We start from the raw sequence: 20,239 nt of genomic DNA on the forward strand, positions 1-20,239 counted from the left end.
GTTGGCGGCGGTCCGTCCCTAGCTAACCAGCTGACACCTGTCAGCTCGTCCCGTCGCGGCAGCCATCCGGCGACATTCGAGCCGTGGCAGTCTTGGCAGTGTGACCGACCTCGTGGAGGACTTCGAGGCTCAGCGGCCGCGCCTGTTCTGGTTGGCCTACCGACTGCTGGGGTCGGCGAGCGAAGCCGAAGACGCGGTGCAGGATGCATACCTGCGACTACACGGCGCAGACTCAGCACTCATCGAATCGCTGCCGGCGTGGCTTACCAAGGCCGTCACGAACCTGTGCCTCAACCGGCTCACGTCGGCCCGCGCTCGCCGGGAGGTCTACCCCGGGCCGTGGCTTCCGGAGCCAGTCCTCACCGACGAACGGACACTCGGCCCGCAGGAAGTTGCCGAGCAACGCGAGTCGGTGTCCATCGCGTTGCTGAGCTTGATGGAGCAACTCACCCCTAACGAGCGGGCGGCGTTCGTGCTCAGAGAGGCGTTCGCCTACAGCCATTTAGAGATCGCCGAGATCCTCGAGATGTCGGAGGCCAACGCCCGGCAGCTGTACCGGCGCGCGAGGCAACGTCTTGGTGAACCTCGGCAGCGTTTCCAACCTGATCGGACGCAGTGGCAGTCACTGGTTGAGCAGTTCTTCACCGCCGCCACCGCCGGCGACGTCGTCGGACTCGTCGAAATCTTGACCGCCGATGTGACCTCCACGGCCGACGGCGGCGGCAAGGTGGCGGCCGCCCGGCGCGTGGTCTCGGGCCGCGACCGGATGGCCCAGTACGTGGCGCGGGTGTTCACCAGAAACCTGGCGCAGGTACACCTGCGTCTCGATGCCGCCGAGGTCAACGGCGAGCCGGCGATCCTGGCATTCGACGGCGACACACTGGCCGGTGTCTTGTGCTTCGAGATCAGGGGCGAGCGGATAGCGGCCGTGCGGATCCTGGCCAATCCCGACAAACTGCGGTTTCTTGCCAAGCAGTTGTCACATCCTCCGGGCCTGTCCGGTTCATAGGGTATGACGAACTCAGTACTCGTAACCGGCGGTACGGGAACCGTGGGCCGCATCGTTGTCGACCATCTTGCGGCCGAGGGCAAAGATGTCCGCGTTCTCAGTCGCGGACGGCGCCCCCAACAGTCCACCGACGTCCCGCATGTCGTGGGGGACGTGCAGACCGGTGATGGGCTCGACGCGGCCGTGGACGGTGTCGACACAATCGTGCACTGCGTCTATCCCACCGACCAACTGGTGGCGGCGGCGAAACGAGCGGGCGCACCGCATCTGGTGTACGTCTCCATCGTCGGAATCGACCGCGTCCCATTCGCCCTCTACCGCATGATGCTCGCCAACGAACGTTTGATCGCCGAGTCGGGTCTGCCATGGACGGTGCTGCGGGCGACCCAGTTTCACGATCTGATCGCCTTCCTAATGCGTATGCTCGCGAAACCACCGGTCCTGGCGCTGCCGTCGAGCCTGCGGTTCCAACCGGTCGACGCGCGCGACGTGGGCGCACGGTTGGCCCAATTGGCGCTCGGCGAGCCGATCGGGCGTGCGCCGGATTTCGGCGGCCCCCAGGCGCGCGCGATCGACGATCTTGCCCGCAGCTACTTGGCGATCGTCGGTAAGCGTCGACCCATCGTCCCGGTCCGATTGCCCGGCAAGGTATTTGGCGGGATCCGCGCCGGCGGGCTGCTAGCCCCGGAGCACGCCGCCGGCACGATCACCTTCGAGGAATATCTCGGCGAACAAGTCGCCACGGGCCACCTGCCCTACCGCGACGCCATCCGCGCTTACCTGCCGCACCGCCGACGCAACGGGTCGCGGTGAACGCCCCGCTGACCGCGCTGCGCGCCGGGGTGTGGTTTCTCACATTCGTGGAGATGGTGGTCGGGCTCGTCGCGACGCTGGCGCCTCGGGTGTTCTACGACTACGTGCCCTGGGTGGATCTCATTCCGCCGTACTCCGAACACCTCATGCGCGACTACGGCGCCATGAATCTCTCACTTGCGCTCGTATTCGTTGTCACCGCAATCACGATGGAGTGCCGCATGGTGCGGATCGCGCTGGGCGCGTACCTGCTGTTCGCCATCCCGCATCTGATCTTTCATCTCACGCACCTGGAGCACTTCACGATGGAGGCCGCGGTCTGGCAGACGATTGTGCTCACGGTGGCCGTGCTGCTGCCGGTTGGTCTGCTGATCCTGACGGCTTATCGGCCAAGGCGAGCCGGCATAAAGGAAGCAAACGAGTGTCGTGAAGATCAGGCACTTGGTGACTAGCCGACCGGCCCCGAAACACGGCCCGCCGTGCAGCGGGGGTTGCTCGCCGGGAGCGATTCGTGACATCGACAATCGACCGCGTTGGGCGAGCCCATTGGCGCAATTTCTTCGTTCTGCTGCCCAAAGTCACTGCGTGGAATTGACTTTGGTCAACACCAGCGCCGCTTCGTTGTACGGAAACAGGCGGTAGAACACACCAGATGGCCCTGTAACGAGCGTTGCGGCGTCAGCCTTACCCAGGAGGCGGGGATTGGCGAGCGCGATACTCTTGCCGCGCTTGTGCAGCACCGCTTGTCCACCGGCGAATACATTCTTCAGCCAGTCCGATTCCAGCCCGTACCCGATGAGAACGACGAAGCCGTCGCGGATGGGAAAAACCAACAGCGGCGTTCGATAACTCTTGCCTGATTTGCGTCCGACATGTTCGAGCGTCCCTAGGCCTGGAAGCCATGGCGTGATCGACCGAGCCGATGGATTGGTGACTCGACGATTGAAGTTTGCGACGGCCCTTGGCACCCGCATGGACACCCCTCGTTCACACCAAGCTCGAAATGACGACCACCAGTATCCGTTGGAACGCTAGGGCCCGGAGCGGATCGCTGTTACCAGGGAGCTAGCTGGCGCCATGTCGCGGAGGTCCGGTGGGATTGGCCTGCCGAGGCGCGACATCATTTCGCGGCTGTCTAGGGAATCCACCCGCCATCCGTGCTGGGACAGCCATGATGCCGTATCGCTGGCATCGTCGTTTCTGATGAACGCCGTTACATCCACGTCGACGCCCAGCGCGTCGTCTATCTCGGCTGCTCCGTCGCGCCACGCGCTCAGCCGCTTGTCACCGAAATGCATTGTCGAGTGGTGATAGACCTCGGCGGCCAGCCGGCTACCCGGTGCGCTGAGCCCAGTGAGCGTCTCGAAGAGTGCGTTGTGCTCGGTTGACGAGAGGTAGGGCAGCAGCCCCTCGACGAGCCAGGCGGTCGGCAGCGACTTGTCCCAGCCCGCCTCCATCAACATCAGCGGCCAACGCTCATCGCGCAGATCGACAGGAATCGCGCACAGGTCGGCTAGCGGAGTAGCACCATGCGCTGTTAGGGCGGCGTCTTTGAACGCCTGGACTGCGGGCTGGTCGATTTCGTACACGCGCCTGCCGGTGAGAGCGGCTAAGCGATAGGCACGGGCGTCGAGGCCGGCTGCGGGGATGACGAATTGGCTGATTCCCAAACTCGCTGCGTCAGCACAGAACTCGTCGAAGAAGACCGTCCGTGTCGCGACGTACTCGCGGCCGGTTCGCGCAACCCGCCGCCCAACATCGTCCTCTGCGCCCATCCACGAAAGGTCGCCACACGCGATGCGTTGCCAACCCGGTTCATTGGCCGCCGCCACCAACACCGCTGCAAACTCGTCGTGGATCAACGGGTCGTCTTGTGCTGTTTCCGCTGCCCGTTGAGCAGCGACAGCAAGCGCCGTTGATCCCAGATCGGTGGTGATGTCCCAACTCATGCGGTCGCGGGTACCAGGGCGCTAATGTCCTCGCCTTGAAGGAGTTTCATTATCAGATTCAGGTCGAAATAGTCGGTCCAGCGAGTGATCCTCCCATCGTCATCGACGACGAAGGTCCCCATTACCGGGATGGCCGGCTTGCTTCCGTCCGGAGTCTGGATGTAGTCCAGGCGTTCGGTGAGCACCACGGAACCCTCGCTGGCGAGGTTGACGATTTCGAAGGCGTAGGCGTCGGGGAACATCGCGAACTGGGCGGCCATGTTCTCCACGATGGCGTCTGGCCCAGTGAAGGCGGGCATTCCCACGTTCTGATAAACGGCCCCTTCGGCGAGGAGGGGACGCAGGGCTTCGGCGTCCCGCTGCGCCATCAAGGCACAGAAGTTACGGACGACATCGGCTGGCGAAGACATGAGTGAAATCCCTTCACGATGAGTAGGTGAATTAACTTGCGCGGGCTGGATACGTGGCGGATTCGCCGTTCCCCAAAGGCTCAGTGCTCGTGGATTATCACCCCGCGGATGTTGCGGCCGGCGAGCATGTCGTCGTAGGCCTCATTGATGTCTTCGAGCTTGTACTCGGTGGTGACCGTTTCGTCGAGCAACAGCTTGCCGCTTCGATACAGGCTTATAAGTCGAGGGATGTCGGCCCGCGGGTTGGCTTCGCCGTACAGGCTGCCCAGGAGGCGTTTTTGGAACAGCGTGAACAACGTCAGCGGCAGCGTCGGTGTCACGTCGGACATCGATGCCAGGGCGGTGGCCACCACGGCGCCGCCCTTCCGCACCGCGTTGAGCGCGTCGTTGATCATCGCGCCTTCGAGTACGCCTGGCGTGAGGATGGCCGAGTCGGCCATGACTCCACGCGTAATCTCGCCAACTAACTGGGTTGCTTCCTCTATCGAGGTGGCAAAATGAGTGGCTCCGAACTGAAACGCTTTGTCGCGCTTGCTCGGCTCGATATCGACCACGACGATTTGCTCTGCTCCCGCCAGTCGCGCACCCTGAATGGCGCCGCTGCCGATCCCTCCGCAGCCAACCACGAGCACCACGTCGCCGGGACTGACGTTCGCGGTATTGACCGCTGAACCCCAACCGGTGGTTACGCCGCAGCCGAGAAGGCATGCGCGCGATAGCGGCACATCGTTGTCGATCTTGACCACTGAGGCTTCCGACAACACCCCCCACTGGGCGAAACTGCCGACACCTGAGAGGGCTCCGATGCCCCGTCCTCTGGCCCGGCGCCGGAAGGTGCCGTCGGCCTGGACTCCCGCGAGGATGGTCGCGCCGAAATCACAGAGGTTTTGCTGACCCGTGGCGCACCAGCGGCAGCGACCGCACGCCGGCAGGAAAGATGTGACCACGTGGTCTCCCACCGCCACATCGCGCACTCCCGGACCCACCTCTTGAACGATGCCCGCCCCTTCGTGTCCACCGATCAAGGGAAAACTCACCCCGAACATGTCGCCGGTGCGGATGTGGTGGTCGGAATGACAGAGACCGGTGGCTTCGAACTCGACGAGTAGCTCGCCTTCCTGCGGCGGATCGAGTTCGATCTCTTCTACCGACCACTTCTCGTTCAGCCCCCACAGAACTGCTCCCTTGGTCTTCACGGCGACTCCTTGACGATATGTATGGCACGCTCGGGGCAGTTCGCGATTGCGTTGTGCGCCCGGTCTTCCCATGCGGGAGGAACATTTTCCATGGTGACGACGGCAATCCCTTCGTCGTCGATGTCGAACAATTCGGGATACGTTGCGTAACAACGGCTGTGGCCCTGGCACATTTCGCTGTCGACACGAAGTTTCACGCTGTCTCTTCTCCCCAACACATCCGCTGGACGCACTTACAGCAGATCTGTCTAGTCCAAGCCGCCTGGTCTGGTCCCGATGACTCCTTTTTCTGTGAGCGCTGCAATCGATGCGGCGTCCAGGCCCAGTAGGTCGCCGAGGATGCTCGCGTTGTGCTGTCCCAACGTCGGCGCCGCTGACCGATACCACTCATCGACGCTGCGGTACCTGAAGGGAATCGCCGGCACGTGATGGCGTCCCACGATTGGGTGGTCGAGGCTTTCGAAGAAGCCTCGTGCGGCCAGCTGAGGGTGCATCGAACCGACCCTGGCGTCTGCCAAATCCGCAGCCGGAACACCGTATTCAACGAGTAACTCTGCGGCGGCCGCGGAATCCTGGCGGCCGGTCCAGTGCTCGAGATGCTTGTCGATCACATCATGTGCCCGCATGCGCCCTTCGTGGGTGTCCAACGCGGGGTCATTCGCCCAATCCGGTTCACCCAGAGCCGACTTCAGTAGGCGCCACTGCTCGTCGGTGGCGACCGAAATCGCCAGCCACCGCTCGGTCCCCGCGCATTGATACAGCCCTTGTGGGGCGGCGTCACGGCTCCGATTTCCTAGCCGCGATATCAGGTGCCCGTATGCGGTGAATTCGACGACCTGCTCGGCGGCCGCGTTGAGTGCGGACTCAACCATCGATACTTCGATGAGGGACCCTTGGCCAGTCTCGTCGCGACGCCGGAGTCCGGTGAGCATGGCGAATGCGGAGTGCATTCCCGCCAGTGGGTCACACGGGCCGCGGGGGATTCGCGGCTGGTCGTACTCGTGGCCGGTCACCCAAGCCATTCCGGTCATCTGTTCCATCGTTTGCGCGAAACCCACATTGTTGCGCCATGGTCCGTCGAGTCCGAACGCAGGCATACGGACCATCACTATTCGGGGGTTCTGCTCACTGACGGCCTCCCACGTGATCGCGAAATTGTCGAAGACCCGGGGTGAGAAGTTTTCGACCAGAATGTCCGAGCATGCGACGAGGCCGAACAACAACTCCCGCCCTTCGGAAGAGGACAGGTCGAGGGTGAGCCCTCGCTTGTTCGTGTTGGTCGCCAGGTACATTCCCGACCGCTCCCACCACTGAGGCTGATTGGCGAACGCTGCGACCGCCATCCGTGCGCCGTCGGGGTGGTCCGTCGACTCTAGGTGAATGACCTCGGCGCCTAGCGCGGCGAGAATATGGGTGGAGGAGGGGCCCGCCCACCACGCTGTCGCGTCGAGAATTCGTACGCCCTGTAGCGGAAGTGCCGGTGCGCGGTCAGCGGCGGTCGCAATCCTGGTGTGGGCGGGTGCATGTGCCATTTCGCCGAGCGGAGGAGCACCGGCGGTCGGGGCGGGTCGTCGGCCATTGATCTGGTAGGGCGCCAACGGGTGGGTAAAGCTGCCGTCGGCATACGTGCCCCACACGCCGCGCGCCGCGAACTGGGGGTGGTTCACCACGGTTTGGCCGTTGTTGACCGGTGAAACGGGGATCCGCAGATCGGAGGCCAACTCGACGATCTCGTCTGTGGAGTGTCTCGTCGTCCAGTTCCGCACAATCTGATTCCACTCGTCCCGGCGTTCCCAGCGGGTCGTTGCGAGCGCCCACGCCGGGTCATCGTCGAGCAGGTCCAGTCGACCGATCATCGCGAGGAACGACTCAAATTGTTGGCGGGTATTGGTGTTGAAGCCCACCCATCCGTCCGCGGTCGGTTCGATGGACGGGATCTCGACCTGCCGGGCAGGCAAGTTCAACTCAGGACGTCCGGCCAACTCGTGGTAGATGTCAGCGAAGCCGCTGGCGCTGAGGTGGCACGTCTCCAACAACGAGCAGTCGACGATTTCACCTGCACCGCCGAGTTGAACCCGACGCAATGCGCCGAGCGCCGCGACGGCGGCATAACTGGCCATGACCCATTCGAAGACTCGACCACCCGCTTGAATGGGCGGTTGGTCCGGACGACCTCGCAGCGCCAAGGTTCCGCTCTCGGCCTGGATCGTGAACTCCGTTGAGGGTCGGTCCCGGTACGGTCCGGTCAATCCGTACGGAGACAACGCCACGATCACCAGGTGTGGCGCACGCCGGAGGAGGGCCTCGCGGTCGAGTGCCCCAGGGCCAAGAGAATCGACGAACACATCGGCGGAAGCGATCAGGTCCTCCGGGTCGGGCAGCGATGTGCCAACGACTGAACGCTTGCCGGCGTTCAGGAATTTGAATAACGCGTCGGCGTCGCTTCGATCGCCAGACGTTCTGCGGCGGAACGGATCCCCGTCCGGGGCTTCAATCTTTATGACCTCTGCTCCGAGGTCGGCGAACAACTTGGTGCAATACGGGCCGGTGATTTCCGTCGCCCATTCGACAACCCGAACCCCATTCAGCGCGTTCATCGCCGTGCGACTTTCCGCGTCAACGTTTTCGGAAGTGAGCTACAAGCGCCGATGAATGCACACACGCCACCTTCTGTCCTCACGCTCGCGCCGATCGAGCAGGGTGCTCTGCATCCGCATCGCTGCGGCCTGGCTGGCAACGACGCTAGCGACGGGAAAGCAACGGTGTCAAGTGCGACTCGATAGCCACGGCCGCGTGGTCGACTCGTCGGAGCTTTTAGTCGGCCGCACGCACCCTAGGGGCCCGTTGCGCCCGCGCGCCTCGCTTGGCGGGCGGCGTCCTGGGTGAAGTGCTTACGCCTTTAGCGAGGATCTGCGAACCCAGTTCGATCTGCGCGCGGATATCTGACTCGCCTGTACCAAACCAGCGTGGTCCGAGGCTGGTTGTGAAGATGATGAAATTAGCCAGCAGCTCGGCGAACAGGTCGGCGTCGACGTCGGCCCTGATCTGTCCCGCGGCTTGGTAGTTGCGAACGCCTTCAGCGATAACGGCCGTACGGCGTGCGTGATTGGGTTGCAGCACGCGCAGCGAGAAGTCCGGATCTGATAACGCCCGACCGGAAATGTCCCATCCGGGCACGCCGCTGTTCCGGTCATCGATCCTCAGTCTCGCAAGGAAAAGCTTCTCGATATAGTCCTCGAAGTGCGCAGGCAGGGCCGCCACGACTTGCTCTTCTGCCTCGCTGACGAGGTCCGCGATCTGTCGAGAAGCAACTTGCTCAAAGATGCCTCGCTTGTCCCCGAAGTAGTGGAACAGCATTGCCTCAGAGCAGTCGGCGCGACGAGCAATCTCCTTTGTCGCCGCAGCCGCGTATCCCGCCTCGGCAAAGACCTCCGCAGCCGCTTCAAGGAGAGCTCGTTGTTTGCCGTCCTTGTCGCGAACTCGCCGCCGCGCACCTGTAGTCACCCCACATACTTTAGCGAGCACGAGTCTTCTGAGGGGAAGCTCGCACGCGTGCCGTCCGACGCCACTTAGCTTCTTCGGCCTTATCCTCTGTGTCCGTGCGCACTACGGCGCGCTGATCATGAGTGGGCTCGGATAGTTATCGAGTGCGACTTGACTCCATCTGGCCGACGACTTACTGTGCTGCCAAAGCAAATTTCGGCGTGTGCGAGAAAATCGAGGGCCGGCGCAGATGGCACATGGACGGTGGCGCGATTGCGGTCGTTGTCCCGAGGTTGGCATGCCCGCGCCCGGGGGCGGAAAGGAATACCCATGGTGACCAAGCCACCGGAGGAACACGCCCGGAACCTCGATCTTCGTCACGAAGATTTCAACGACCAAGAATACCTCTACGAGGTCTACGCAGTGATGCGGGAGAGCGGACCGTTCAGTCACCAGGATGTCCCTTTCCTGGGCCCTACGCCGGGGGGCGCGTGGGTCGCCACCCGTTACGACGACTGTTACGAGATCTTGCGTGATTGGCGCAGCTTCTCCAGTAAACCCCTTGGGCTGGAGGGCAACCCGATGTCGTTGGGTGACATCGTGATCACCTTGGATCCTCCGCGGCAGCAAGAGCTTCGCAAAGTTCTCAACCCATATTTTTCTCCGGGTCGCATGAAACAGCTGGAGCCCCAGGTGCGCGCGGTCACCGATGGCTTGATCGACAACTTCATCGAATCGGGCCGCGGCGATCTCGCCGACGTCGCCTGGCAGCAACCCGGGATCGTGTTCTTCCGATATCTCCTCGGCATGCCCGTTGAGGACGTGCCGCTCTACATCGAGACCGCTGACCTCGCGATCAATGGTGAGAGCGAAGAGGTCCGAAACGGTTCGATGACGAATCTCTACCTCCGCGTACGCGAGGAGATCGACAAGCGTCGTGGTGAACCGCCGCGTGACGATCTCATCGATGTTTTACTCGCCGCCGAGGTCGACGGCGAAAAACTGAGCTTCGACGACGTTGTCGCCAATGTGATGCTGCTGGTGCAAGCGGGGCTCGAAACAACCTCTAGTGCAATGTCGTTCGCCTTCTTCTATCTGGGCACTCATGCTTCGGAGCGCGATCGCCTCGTCCGCGAAGCGGAGTTGATGCCCACGGCGATAGAGGAATTCATCCGGTTCGCCGGTTCGGTGCACGGACTGCATCGCTCAGTTGCGGAAGGGGTTGAACTAAGCGGCCACAAGTTCTGTCCCGGTGAGACGGTCGTCGTGAACTATGCGGCCGCCAACCGCGACGCGCGCGAGTTCGACGAGCCGAGCAAGTGCATTCTCGACCGACAGACAAACCGCCACCTCGGGTTCGGAGCCGGCGTCCATCGCTGTCTCGGCTCCAATCTCGCCCGACTCGAGTTTCGGGTGGGCGTCGAACAGACCCTGAATCGGATACCCGACTACGCAATCCCCCCTGGGGCAAAAGTTGATTTTCACGGGAACTCGGTCACTCGGGGCTACCGCGCCCTGCCCGTCGTTTTCACGCCGGGTGCCCGCGTCGGCCAGTGAGGGGTGGCCCATATCAGCTCGCAGCCAGCGCGATAGCGATTTTTCAAGTAGGACTCGACAAGTTATCAAGTGCCACTTGACAGTGCGCCAGAGCCGCTCCTAGCATCAGGTCAGCCGGTAATCGGTATCCGTTTGCGCGACGACGCCCCCATTGCTGCAGCCGTTGCTCGCTCGCCAAGCCCGATGAACCGGTTCGGTGAAATCAGGGAGGAACCCGTGGACAAGCAAGATCTTCAATGGATGATCTCCGTCGATGACCACATCATCGAGCCACCGAATCTATGGGTCGACCGGGCGTCGGCCGCCGACCGCGATCGAGTGCCACGTGTCGAGCGCATCGATGGCGTCGATACGTGGATCTACGACCAAGCGCGCGCCTCGGTGATGGGCATCTTGGTCGCGGCTCACCAACGGCCGGCTGAGTACTCGCCGCTGCCAGTGAATTACGACGAAATGCCTCGTGCATACTTCGATCCGGTGGCCCGTATCGCTGACATGGACGAGGATCATGTGATCGCGGGACTGAACTTTCCGTTCTTTCCCCGGTTCTGTGGTCAGATGTTCGCCCACCTCGGTGACCGCGACCTAGGTCTCAAGTGCGTGCGGGCCTACAACGACTTCGTCATCGATGAGTGGTGCGCGGCGGCGCCCGGGCGCTACATCCCGATGATCATCATTCCGTTGTGGGATACTCAACTGGCCGTGGAAGAGACGCTGAGGTGCGCAGGCAAGGGCGCCAAAGCGATTGCCTTCGCGGAGAACCTGCACCCGTTGGGATTTCCGTCCATTCACTCGGGAGCATGGGACGACTTCTTCGCAGTGGTGAACGAGACGAAGATGCCGCTGTGCACCCACATCGGATCGTCCTCGGTCAGCCCGAACACAGCACCTGACGCACCTTTTGGGGTTCAGGCGGTCAACATCAACCTCAATCTGGCGAACTCAACCACCGACTGGCTGTTCTCGGGCAAGCTGCAGAAGTACCCCGACCTGAAGATCGTGCTCGCCGAGGGTGGCATCGGCTGGATTCCCTATCTCATCGAGCGTGCTGAACATGTGGCCGCCGACTACCATTATCTGCGCGCCAACAACTGGGCGGTTGACCCGGCCACGATGCGCTTGAACGCCGTACCCACCGACCCCGAGATATTCCCGGAGTCACCACGCCAGCTCTTCCGCGACCACATGTACGGCTGCTTCATCGAGGACGACTTCGGGGCGGCGAATCTCGACTTCATCGGCGTTGACAATGTGATGATCGAAACGGACTATCCGCACACCGACAGCCTCTGGCCCAACTCCCTTCAGGCTGCTCACAAGGCGCTCGACGGCCGGTCCGACCTCGACAAGTACAAAGTGCTTCAAGGTAATGCTCGCCGGGTCTTCGACTTTGAGCCCGCCCCGTATCCGACGCTGACCTAGTCGACGCGTACGGATTCATGTAATGCGGGAGTACCAGAGCTTCATCGACGGTAAGTGGTTGAGCGACAACGCTCTCGGCACCATCGACGTCATCGATCCGGCTACCGAAGAGTTGATCGGACGGGTTGTCGACGGCGGACCAAAGCAGGCGGCCATGGCGGTCGAGGCTGCCAGGCGGGCTTTCGACGAAGGGCCGTGGCCGTGGATGTCGGTCCGGGAACGGGCAAAGATCATCAAGCGGTTCGCTGAAATTCTGGACGAGCGCAAAGCAGAACTTCGAGAGTTGATCGTCGCCGAGATCGGCTCGACCGGCTTCATCACCGACCTGATTCAGGTTGGTGGTGCGATCGAAGCCGCCCACTACTACGGCGAGTTCGTCGAACACGACGTGACGTGGGTGGAGACACCGGGCGGGCCCGTGGTGTCGCCGACCGGCCTGGGCGGCGTGACGGTGGTCCGCGAACCGGTCGGGGTGGTCGGAGTCATCACGCCGTTCAACTTTCCTTTCTCGATCAACATTCAGAAGTGCCTGGCCGCCTTGGCCGTCGGCTGCACTGTGGTGCTCAAGCCGCACCCGTGGACCCCGATGAACGCCTTGGAGCTGGCCAAGATCGGCGAGGAAGCCGGCCTCCCGCCCGGAGTGTTCAACGTGGTCGTGGGAGGTGCTGGTATCGGCGAGGAGCTGTGTACCCATCCGGGCGTAGACATGATCGGGTTCACCGGTTCGACCGCCACCGGTCGACGCATCCGCGCACTATCGGCGGCGACGATGAAACGCGCACAGCTCGAACTAGGCGGCAAGAGCGCGCACATCGTCCTCGACGATGCGACCGAAAGTGACGTTGCTGGAATAGGATTCGGACAAGTTTTGATGCATGCCGGACAGGCGTGCACCGTCACATCGCGACTTCTGTTGCCCGAGCACCTGCTCGACGCGTATGTCGAGGGCCTCAAAGCCATGGCCCCAATGATCACGGTCGGGGACCCGCGTGATCCCGCCACCGTCGTCGGGCCCCTTATCAGGGATCAGCAGCGTCAACGAGTTGAGTCCTTCGTTGCGGCCGGAGTGCAGGAAGGCGCGCGGCTAGTGGCCGGCGGCAAACGTCCCGAACATCTCGAACGGGGCTTCTACTACGAACCGACGGCATTTGTCGACTGCCGCAGCGACATGCGCTTATGCCAGGAAGAGGTGTTCGGGCCTGTCCTGGCAGTCATGACCTATCGCTCCGAAGACGAAGCCATCCGCATCGCGAACGACTCCATCTACGGTCTGGCAGGGTTGGTGCTAACCCGCAACGCCGCAAGGGGATTCAACGTCGCCAGGCAGGTCAGAACCGGCACCATCATGGTGCAAACTCTCGCACCCGGTGCCAACCTCGGAGCCGATCCGGGGGGCGGGCAGGGCCCCGGCTGGTCTCTACCGGCGCGCGGCATGTTCAACGGCGGGGGGCCATTCGGCGGCTTCAAGCAAAGTGGACTCGGCCGAGAGCAAGGTCGCTGGGGCTTCGAGGAATACACCGAGCTGAAATCAATCACCATGATGTAGCCGCACCGCACTTGTGAGGACGCGCCGCGCCTGGTTGCGTCCGGACTCCGGGCTGGAAAGGTCGCGTTATGGAACTTCTCAAGGATGTCCGCGTCCTCGAGGTGTCACTGTTCTCCGCGGATGCACTGGGCGGGCATCTGGCTGACCTCGGCGCAGAGGTGATCAAGGTGGAGCCGCCCGGCGGCGGTGGCTTCCGCGGTTCGGCGGTTTCCGGCGGCGAGTTGCAGGACTCGCACTGGAACCGCGGCAAGAAGAGTGTGGCAATAAACCTGAAAACACCGGACGGGCAGGATGCGTTTCGCCGCCTGGCCGCGTCGTCGGCGGTGGTGATCGACGGTCTACGTTACGGAACCGCGCATCGGCTCGGATTCAGCTACGACGACGTCGTTGCGGTCAACCCGACGGTTGTCTACTGCGTGCTCAACGGCATGGGCAGCTATGGGCCCTACACGAGATTACCCACACACGGGCTGTCCTTCGATTGCTTCGCCGGCTTGAGTCCGCCGGTGATCGATGCGGATGGAACGCCACGCCTTTCGGGGGCGGCCACAGGGACGACAGGTGTTCTGGCGGGACCGCTGTACGCAGCGATGGGCGTACTCGCCGCACTGCACGCCGCCGGGCGCGACGGCAAGCCGCAGTACGTCGAGGTAGCGCAGGTCGATGCGGCTATCAACTGGAACTTTCAGCACCTCACGGCGTTGGCGAACGGTCATCCGGCCTACGGTGAGGGAATCCGCGCTTCGCTTCGCTATCAGTACTACCGAACGAGCGACGGCAACTATGTGGTGTTCAACGCGCTGGAGGACAAGTTCTGGCTAAGGTTCTGCGAGTCACTCGACAGGATGGATCTCTACGAACCGGGGCGCCAGCAGCCGGGGAAGGATCTCGAGGCGGACGCCAGGCTGCGCGAGGAGTTAACGGCAATTTTCGAGAGCCGCACACGCAGGGAATGGACAGACTTCTTCATTGCAACCGATATCGCAGGAGCCCCAGCGTTTTTGGGAGCGGACCTGTTCGACGACGACCACGCGAAGGATCGCCGACTCATCTACGAGCAGGCTCAGCCGGACGGAACGTCGCAGCGATTGATTGGAACGTGCATCAAGACCAAACCCGACGAAGGATTTGCACCGCCGGCGGCGCCGCACGTCGGGCAGCATACGGAAGAACTACTCGGCGCCCTCGCGGGCTTCGATGCGGTTGGAATGGAACGCCTTCGTTCGACGGGTGCAATCTGAACAGCGGCGCAACCTCCGGCATCCGAGGCCGGAGCGGTTTGACTGGTGCCAAGGCAGCCGGATGTGATCCGGCCCCACAGAAAACCTAGTGACGGGGACCCGCTAACCTGCGAGATTCGGGAGCTTTGTTTCTTTGGAGAGGAGACGGCCGCACATGTCCGATAAATGGTTCTCCGACATCTCTGCGCCAGGACAGTTAACGCTCGCGGATTTGTGCGACCAAATCGAGCAGAAAATCCACGTCAACGCAGACAACCAGAAGTTGCCGCAGGAGTTTCCCGACTGGCAGTCGTGTGTTGAAGATCGGGACGCCACCATCTCCAAGCTGAGTGCTGCTGTCGTCAACCTCTGCCAGATGGTGAAGCACTTGGCATCGGAAAAGCAGCGCGGCGCTGGCCAGGCGCCTGATTGAGGCAAGAACACCGGCCGCGGCGATGGCAAACACGTGGCAGTCGGCGTTTAATCGGCGAGTATGACCGGGTCAGTTACCTAACAACGGTTGCCGAGTATCATCGCTAGATCCTTAATGCTACTGCGGGCCAATTGAATTGACATTCTAAGACTTACGCGATCCATCGCTCGCAAATTCGTTGGTCGCGGGTTCGAGCCCCGCCCGCCCCCACCGCACGCTATTCACCGGTAGTTATTCGTGATGCTCCGGCTCAATCCGGGTGTTCTGCCGGATCATCGATCGCGCCTGATGCAGGTGCTTGGCCGCCCACCTACGATACGTGCGTTGCGCCCACGACAGTCGCTCCTGCGAACGCTCCGTACGGCGCACCAGTTCGAGGTCGACATGGTCAAGCTCCTCCGCCCCGATTTCGACACGGTCGCGACCCTGGATGAACTGCAACACCAGCGCATCGGGGTCCAGCAATTCGCGCTCCCATGCCTCGTGGTCATCGAGGTCGGCGATGCCCATCGTGTCGGCGGCGTTGCGAAGCACCTCGCCCAGTTCGCCATCGAGCAATTGACGAAACGCGTCGGCGCCCTGCCGCGGATTGGCGATCATCCACGAGTGGTACGCGGCCGGCACCTTGTACAGCGTGGCGTCGGACTCGTTGGCGATTTCGCGCGCGTGCGGGAACGGCACGATCATGTCTTTTTCGGCGTGCACCACCATCGTGGGCATCCCCTCGTCGCGCATGGTGTGCAGCATCGGCGTGTAATCACCGGACTCGACGATGGCCTTGATCGTCCGGACGGCCCCGAGTGGATAACGCAGGTTGGGCACCGCCACCGCGGCGAGCACGCGGAAATATCCGACCTGTTCCCCGGCGCTGAGCTGCGTCGGGTCGCCCAGTGTGTCGCGGACCGCGGTGTAGGCCGCGCCCAATGCCTTGGTGGGTGACTTCACCAGTTCTGGGATGGTCGTGTCGAACCGGGCTCCGGCCGCCGGGTCGAACAGCACGGCAGCGAGTACCCGCTCGGGCGCGCGTGCGGCCAGCTGGATGGTCATTCGCCCACCCATCGAATGGCCGACAAACAACGCTTGCCCGATGCCGAGGGCGTCCAGCGTGCGCAATACCGAATCGGCACGATCGGTGAAGCCGCACGCGTCGCTGGGCAGTCGCCCGGTGTCGCCGTGACCGGCGGCATCGACGGCGACGACCAGAAATCCCATACCGGCGATCCGGCTGAGCATCCGTAGATATGCCTTACGACTCAGCAGGAGCCCGTGCATGAATAACAACGGCACTCCGCGGCCGCCGACTGAAAGTCCGATCCGGCGCCCGTCATCGAGTTCCACGACGTGATGACTCAGGCGGATGCGGCTTGGTGATGTCTCCGTCATGGCCACGGCGGAATTCCCGGCCGGCGGGGCGTTAAAACGGGATTGCAGACCAAATCCGGGAAAGAATGAGGCGTCGGACCCGGTGTCGAGCAGCAGACATCGCGCTTGTGCGGCCGCAACCCGGGGTATTCCGCTGAGCAAGATGACGCAAATGCCCTACGGAAGCCCGGACGAAATCGACCCTTGTGTGCGCGTTTACGGGTCGCGGGTCCACAACCTGCGGGGTGTCGACGTGGTAGCGCCCCGTGACGCGCTGGTCGCGTTCACCGGAATCTCCGGATCCGGCAAATCGTCGTTGGCCTTCGGGACCATCTATGCCGAGGCCCAGCGCCGCTATTTCGAATCGGTCGCTCCGTACGCCCGTCGCCTGCTATTGCCCACCGGCGCGCCAAAGGTCGATGACATCACCGGGCTACCGCCTGCCGTTGCACTGCAGCAGCGCCGGGGTTCGGCGACATCGCGGTCGACGGTCGGTACCGTCACCACCCTGTCGAACCTGTTGAGGATGCTGTTCTCCCGCGCCGGGACCTACCCGCGGGGGGCTACGGAACGACTGGACTCCGATGCGTTCTCGCCGAACACCGCGGTTGGGGCGTGCCCCGAATGTCACGGGCTGGGGCGAATCCATCGGGTGACCGAAGAGACACTGGTGCCAGACCCCTCGCTGACCATCCGCGAAGGCGCCGTTGCCGCATGGCCTGGTGCGTGGCAGGGCCAAAACCTGCGCGACATCCTCGTCACGCTGGGCTACGACATCGACAAGCCATGGCGAAAACTTCCTAAGCGTCAACGCAATTGGATTCTGTTCACCGACGAGCAGCCGACCGTCGAAATCGATCCGGACCAGCACCCTGTGCAAGCCGATTATTACTACAACGGCACGTTCTCGAGCGCCGAGCGCCACGTTCGCCACACGTTGGCCAACTCCCATAGCGCGATGATGCGCCGCCGCGTGCTGCAATTCGTCGACAGCGTCGAGTGCCCAGTATGCGACGGTTCCGGCTTGCGGCCGGAGGCGCTGAAGGTGACGTTCGCCGGGCGCACCATCGCCGACTACACGGCGATGCCGTTGGCCGACCTCGCTGAAACGTTGCGCCCGACGGCTTCTCGGACCGATGCCGCCGCCGCTTACGAGTCAACGAAATCCGGTGAGCTGACGGAAGTGGCGACCATGATCGCCGCCGACCTCGTCGCGCGCCTGCAGGTACTCATAGATCTTGGCCTCGGCTATCTCACGCTCAGTCGCCGCACTCCGACGGTGTCACCCGGCGAACTGCAGCGATTGCGGCTGGCCACTCAACTGCGCGCCGGCTTGTTCGGCGTGCTCTATGTGCTCGACGAGCCGTCGGCTGGACTGCATCCCGCCGACGCCGAACCGCTACTCGAGGTGCTCGATCGCCTTCGGCGCGCGGGCAATTCGTTGTTCGTGGTCGAGCACGACATGGACGTTGTACGCCGCGCCGACTGGATCGTCGACGTTGGGCCTGGGGCCGGAGAGCTTGGCGGGGCCGTGCTCTACAGCGGGCCGGTGCCGGGTCTCGCCGACATCGAGGGGTCGGTCACTCGTAGGTACCTATTCGAGGGGGCCAGGCCGCCGTCTCGTCAACCGCGCACGCAGTCCGGGCGGCTGCGGCTGCGGGGGATCTGCTTCCACAACTTGAAGGACCTCGACGTCGACCTGCCACTCGGTGTGTACACCGCCGTCACCGGAGTGTCCGGTTCAGGCAAGTCGACGCTCGTCGTCAAGGTCCTCGGCGATGTCGTGAACAGCCATCTCGGCACGGGACGAGCAGCCGAGCCGGCCGAATCCGATGACGACGAAGCCGACAGTGGGATCATCGATCTCGATCGCGACGCGAGTGTCGGTGTGACGGCGGAGGGCGGCGAGGAGATCAACCGGCTGGTGTCAGTCGACCAGCGCCCGATCGGCCGCACGCCGCGCTCGACGCTGGCGACCTACACCGGCCTATTCGACGCCGTGCGCCGTGAATTCGCCGCGACCCCGAAGGCGCGTCGCCGCGGTTGGACAGCTGGCAGGTTTTCGTTCAACGTGGCTGAAGGTCGCTGCCCCACCTGTCAGGGGGAGGGCTTCGTCTCGGTCGAATTGTTGTTCTTGCCAGGCACATACGCCACGTGCCCGGCGTGTCAAGGAGCGCGCTACTCCGACGAGACGCTCGAGGTGCGCTATCGCGACCGTACGATCGCCGACGTCCTCGCGATGACGGTCGATGAGGCCGCGGAGTTCTTTGCCGACGTCGCCAGCGCAGCGCGGAGCCTGACCACGCTGCAAGAGGTCGGACTGGGCTATCTGCGTCTCGGACAACCGGCGACCGAGCTGTCGGGTGGCGAGGCGCAGCGGATCAAGCTCGCCGCCGAACTGCAGCGACCCCGGCGAGGGCACACCCTCTACGTCCTCGACGAGCCGACCACCGGGCTTCACCCCGCCGATGTGGATCTGCTCGACCGTCAACTGCACCGGCTGGTCGACGCTGGCAATACCGTCGTGGTGGCCGAACACGACATGCGGATGGTCGCGGGTGCGGACTGGGTGATCGATTTGGGGCCCGGAGCCGGCAGCGACGGCGGACGTGTCGTTGCGGCGGGCCCGCCGGCGACGGTGGCAAGTGCGAAGCACAGTCGCACGGCGCCGTATCTGGCGAAGCGGTTGGCCCGCGCCGAGTGCTTACCGGCTTGAGCGCGTCGCAATCGAGTCAGGCAATCTGGACAACCGCTTGTTCGAAGTATTGGTTGTAGGCAAGGTAGACCGGTTTCTTCCCGGTGAGGTCGAGGAACTCCTGGAATGCCCTGAACTCCTGTCCTCGGCCCCCGGATAGTTATAAAATTCGTCAAATACTATTACGGTCCCTGACACGATGTTGTCGGCCAGCTGGCAAAAAATCTCTTTCATCGATGCGTAAATGTCGCAATCGACGTGTAGGAAAGCGATGGGCGTGGATTCCAGAACTCGCTTTTTGAACTGCGGAAGGGTTTCATGGAACATGCCCTCTACCGAGGCTACGTTATGGAGCACCGGTGGCATCCAACCCTGGACGTTAGCCCGAAAAGTGCCTTGGAGGACCGTGATATCGGTGCGAGCCCATCGTTCAGGAAGGCCGTCGAAGGAATCGAATCCCCAGATACGTTGGCGGGGATTGAGCGCGGCAATGAAGTTGATGGTTCTTCCGGTACATACGCCCATCTCCAAATACGCGCCTCCCAACGTAACGTGGTCAGAGCCGAATCTGAGCAATTCCGCATCGATGTCGAGAGCCTTGGCGTTGCCGAAGTTCTCGGCCACCATGGTCCGCGCCGCCTGCGATTCTCGAAAGTCCTTATCCATCGGGTAAAAGTTAAGAATTTGATGCCCATGATGCCATTCATCGCTCACGATCGGCATCTTCACCAATTGTGCCCAATTGAATCCGTTGCTACACGGGTAATCCGACGCCATCGACGACTCCATGCGCTCAACCTCCTCGCCGGAAGACGCAGCATGATTAACCGGCAGCGTAGAGGCTTGGCACCTCATTCACGACGGATTGTGAGGTTCCATCGACACCGGTGCTGGATAGTGCAGATCTCGGCGCCCGACGGCCACACCGATGCTCGCTGGCCGTGAACTACCGTCATCTTCCAAGTCGCCCGGCCCGGCTACGGTATTGCGGCGATATTGCTATTCAGACACGAAGATTTGATCCACCGCAACGGCCGATTGCGCAGTACTCTTATGTGCCAGCATCTCCGTGAAGGAGCGGGATCGTGGGGTCTCAGAGAGTCGTCGTAAGTCGGCCGGATCGGCTCCCGTTGGCCGCTCGCGC

18 protein-coding genes are annotated in these 20,239 nt (G+C 62.8%); 9 read left to right on the forward strand and 9 right to left on the reverse strand.

The genetic code is table 11. The annotated features are described in order from the left end of the window. Positions 1-100 precede the first annotated feature (100 nt). The 3 genes from A5775_RS03265 to A5775_RS03275 are packed head-to-tail and all read left to right on the forward strand — an operon-like array spanning position 101 to position 2,274. Positions 101-1,009: an RNA polymerase sigma-70 factor gene (locus tag A5775_RS03265; protein WP_067247406.1), complete on the forward strand. Its 909-nt coding sequence runs from the start codon at positions 101-103 to the stop codon at positions 1,007-1,009. Between the two features lie 3 nt (positions 1,010-1,012). Then, entirely contained in the window at positions 1,013-1,822 is an 810-nt protein-coding gene (locus A5775_RS03270; RefSeq protein ID WP_067247409.1) for an SDR family oxidoreductase, read from the forward strand. Next, a complete protein-coding gene (locus A5775_RS03275) occupies positions 1,819-2,274 on the forward strand; it encodes a hypothetical protein (protein WP_231995107.1) in 456 nt (151 codons plus the stop codon). Before A5775_RS03270 ends, A5775_RS03275 begins: the two co-directional genes overlap by 4 nt. Before the next feature lie 126 nt (positions 2,275-2,400). On the opposite strand, the gene A5775_RS03280 is transcribed toward A5775_RS03275, so the two are convergent. The 7 genes from A5775_RS03280 to A5775_RS03310 form a co-directional block, all read right to left on the reverse strand. Further along, on the reverse strand, positions 2,401-2,796 hold the full coding sequence (locus A5775_RS03280) for a nitroreductase family deazaflavin-dependent oxidoreductase (protein WP_067247413.1): 396 nt from the start codon (positions 2,794-2,796) through the stop codon (positions 2,401-2,403). 57 nt (positions 2,797-2,853) lie between these two features. Then, positions 2,854-3,771 (reverse strand): SAM-dependent methyltransferase, encoded by a 918-nt coding sequence (locus A5775_RS03285; protein ID WP_067247416.1) that lies wholly within the window; start codon positions 3,769-3,771, stop codon positions 2,854-2,856. Beyond that, positions 3,768-4,181 carry a limonene-1,2-epoxide hydrolase family protein gene (locus A5775_RS03290; RefSeq protein WP_067247419.1) on the reverse strand — a complete coding sequence of 138 codons (414 nt, stop codon included), beginning with the start codon at positions 4,179-4,181 and terminating at the stop codon, positions 3,768-3,770. Before A5775_RS03290 ends, A5775_RS03285 begins: the two co-directional genes overlap by 4 nt. 80 nt (positions 4,182-4,261) lie before the next feature. Continuing rightward, positions 4,262-5,377 carry an NDMA-dependent alcohol dehydrogenase gene (locus A5775_RS03295; RefSeq protein WP_067247421.1) on the reverse strand — a complete coding sequence of 372 codons (1,116 nt, stop codon included), beginning with the start codon at positions 5,375-5,377 and terminating at the stop codon, positions 4,262-4,264. Further along, the gene (locus tag A5775_RS03300) at positions 5,374-5,574 is read right to left on the reverse strand and encodes a ferredoxin (RefSeq protein WP_067247425.1); all 201 of its coding nucleotides are present in this window, start codon (positions 5,572-5,574) and stop codon (positions 5,374-5,376) included. The genes A5775_RS03295 and A5775_RS03300 overlap by 4 nt, the downstream gene beginning before the upstream one ends. A 51-nt stretch (positions 5,575-5,625) precedes the next feature. Then, positions 5,626-7,974, reverse strand: a complete 2,349-nt coding sequence (locus A5775_RS03305) for a CaiB/BaiF CoA-transferase family protein (protein WP_067247427.1) — start codon at positions 7,972-7,974, stop codon at positions 5,626-5,628. A 217-nt stretch (positions 7,975-8,191) separates the two neighbouring features. After that, positions 8,192-8,881: a TetR/AcrR family transcriptional regulator gene (locus A5775_RS03310; protein WP_067247430.1), complete on the reverse strand. Its 690-nt coding sequence runs from the start codon at positions 8,879-8,881 to the stop codon at positions 8,192-8,194. 309 nt (positions 8,882-9,190) lie between these two features. Between A5775_RS03310 and A5775_RS03315 the strand changes: the two genes are divergently transcribed. From A5775_RS03315 to A5775_RS03335, 5 genes are all read left to right on the forward strand, one after another. After that, the gene (locus tag A5775_RS03315; RefSeq protein WP_197512328.1) at positions 9,191-10,417 is read left to right on the forward strand and encodes a cytochrome P450; all 1,227 of its coding nucleotides are present in this window, start codon (positions 9,191-9,193) and stop codon (positions 10,415-10,417) included. Between the two features lie 216 nt (positions 10,418-10,633). Beyond that, a complete protein-coding gene (locus tag A5775_RS03320; RefSeq protein WP_082952866.1) occupies positions 10,634-11,839 on the forward strand; it encodes an amidohydrolase family protein in 1,206 nt (401 codons plus the stop codon). A gap of 22 nt (positions 11,840-11,861) precedes the next feature. Continuing rightward, positions 11,862-13,385 (forward strand): aldehyde dehydrogenase family protein, encoded by a 1,524-nt coding sequence (locus A5775_RS03325; RefSeq protein ID WP_067247437.1) that lies wholly within the window; start codon positions 11,862-11,864, stop codon positions 13,383-13,385. Positions 13,386-13,453: 68 nt separating this feature from the next. Next, positions 13,454-14,626, forward strand: coding sequence for a CaiB/BaiF CoA-transferase family protein (locus A5775_RS03330; RefSeq protein WP_067247439.1), 1,173 nt, complete (start codon positions 13,454-13,456; stop codon positions 14,624-14,626). Positions 14,627-14,780: 154 nt separating this feature from the next. Next, positions 14,781-15,038 carry a hypothetical protein gene (locus A5775_RS03335; protein WP_067247442.1) on the forward strand — a complete coding sequence of 86 codons (258 nt, stop codon included), beginning with the start codon at positions 14,781-14,783 and terminating at the stop codon, positions 15,036-15,038. Between the two features lie 231 nt (positions 15,039-15,269). Here the strand turns inward: A5775_RS03335 and A5775_RS03340 are convergent, their stop codons facing one another. Next, positions 15,270-16,421: an alpha/beta fold hydrolase gene (locus A5775_RS03340; protein ID WP_197512330.1), complete on the reverse strand. Its 1,152-nt coding sequence runs from the start codon at positions 16,419-16,421 to the stop codon at positions 15,270-15,272. Between the two features lie 142 nt (positions 16,422-16,563). Between A5775_RS03340 and A5775_RS03345 the strand changes: the two genes are divergently transcribed. After that, entirely contained in the window at positions 16,564-19,116 is a 2,553-nt protein-coding gene (locus tag A5775_RS03345) for an excinuclease ABC subunit UvrA (RefSeq protein ID WP_067247446.1), read from the forward strand. Here A5775_RS03345 and A5775_RS03350 read toward each other — a convergent pair. Next, complete coding sequence (locus A5775_RS03350) at positions 19,105-19,818, reverse strand: TylF/MycF/NovP-related O-methyltransferase (RefSeq protein WP_197512332.1); 714 nt, start codon at positions 19,816-19,818, stop codon at positions 19,105-19,107. The two genes, A5775_RS03345 and A5775_RS03350, sit on opposite strands and share 12 nt — an antisense overlap. Positions 19,819-20,239 lie beyond the last annotated feature (421 nt).

Origin of the sequence: Mycobacterium sp. 852002-10029_SCH5224772, from assembly GCF_001667315.1 — a bacterium.
Classification (GTDB): domain Bacteria; phylum Actinomycetota; class Actinomycetes; order Mycobacteriales; family Mycobacteriaceae; genus Mycobacterium.

Excerpts from the sequence above, each read along its gene's own strand:
- A5775_RS03270 (WP_067247409.1), top strand. The coding sequence starts at position 1,013 with ATGACGAACTCAGTACTCGTAACCGGCGGTACGGGAACCGTGGGCCGC.
- A5775_RS03280 (WP_067247413.1), bottom strand. The coding sequence starts at position 2,796 with ATGCGGGTGCCAAGGGCCGTCGCAAACTTCAATCGTCGAGTCACCAAT.
- A5775_RS03285 (WP_067247416.1), bottom strand. The coding sequence starts at position 3,771 with ATGAGTTGGGACATCACCACCGATCTGGGATCAACGGCGCTTGCTGTC.
- A5775_RS03290 (WP_067247419.1), bottom strand. The coding sequence starts at position 4,181 with ATGTCTTCGCCAGCCGATGTCGTCCGTAACTTCTGTGCCTTGATGGCG.
- A5775_RS03305 (WP_067247427.1), bottom strand. The coding sequence starts at position 7,974 with ATGAACGCGCTGAATGGGGTTCGGGTTGTCGAATGGGCGACGGAAATC.
- A5775_RS03315 (WP_197512328.1), top strand. The coding sequence starts at position 9,191 with ATGGTGACCAAGCCACCGGAGGAACACGCCCGGAACCTCGATCTTCGT.
- A5775_RS03325 (WP_067247437.1), top strand. The coding sequence starts at position 11,862 with ATGCGGGAGTACCAGAGCTTCATCGACGGTAAGTGGTTGAGCGACAAC.
- A5775_RS03330 (WP_067247439.1), top strand. The coding sequence starts at position 13,454 with ATGGAACTTCTCAAGGATGTCCGCGTCCTCGAGGTGTCACTGTTCTCC.
- A5775_RS03335 (WP_067247442.1), top strand. The coding sequence starts at position 14,781 with ATGTCCGATAAATGGTTCTCCGACATCTCTGCGCCAGGACAGTTAACG.
- A5775_RS03340 (WP_197512330.1), bottom strand. The coding sequence starts at position 16,421 with ATGACGGAGACATCACCAAGCCGCATCCGCCTGAGTCATCACGTCGTG.
- A5775_RS03345 (WP_067247446.1), top strand. The coding sequence starts at position 16,564 with ATGACGCAAATGCCCTACGGAAGCCCGGACGAAATCGACCCTTGTGTG.
- A5775_RS03350 (WP_197512332.1), bottom strand. The coding sequence starts at position 19,818 with ATGCCGATCGTGAGCGATGAATGGCATCATGGGCATCAAATTCTTAAC.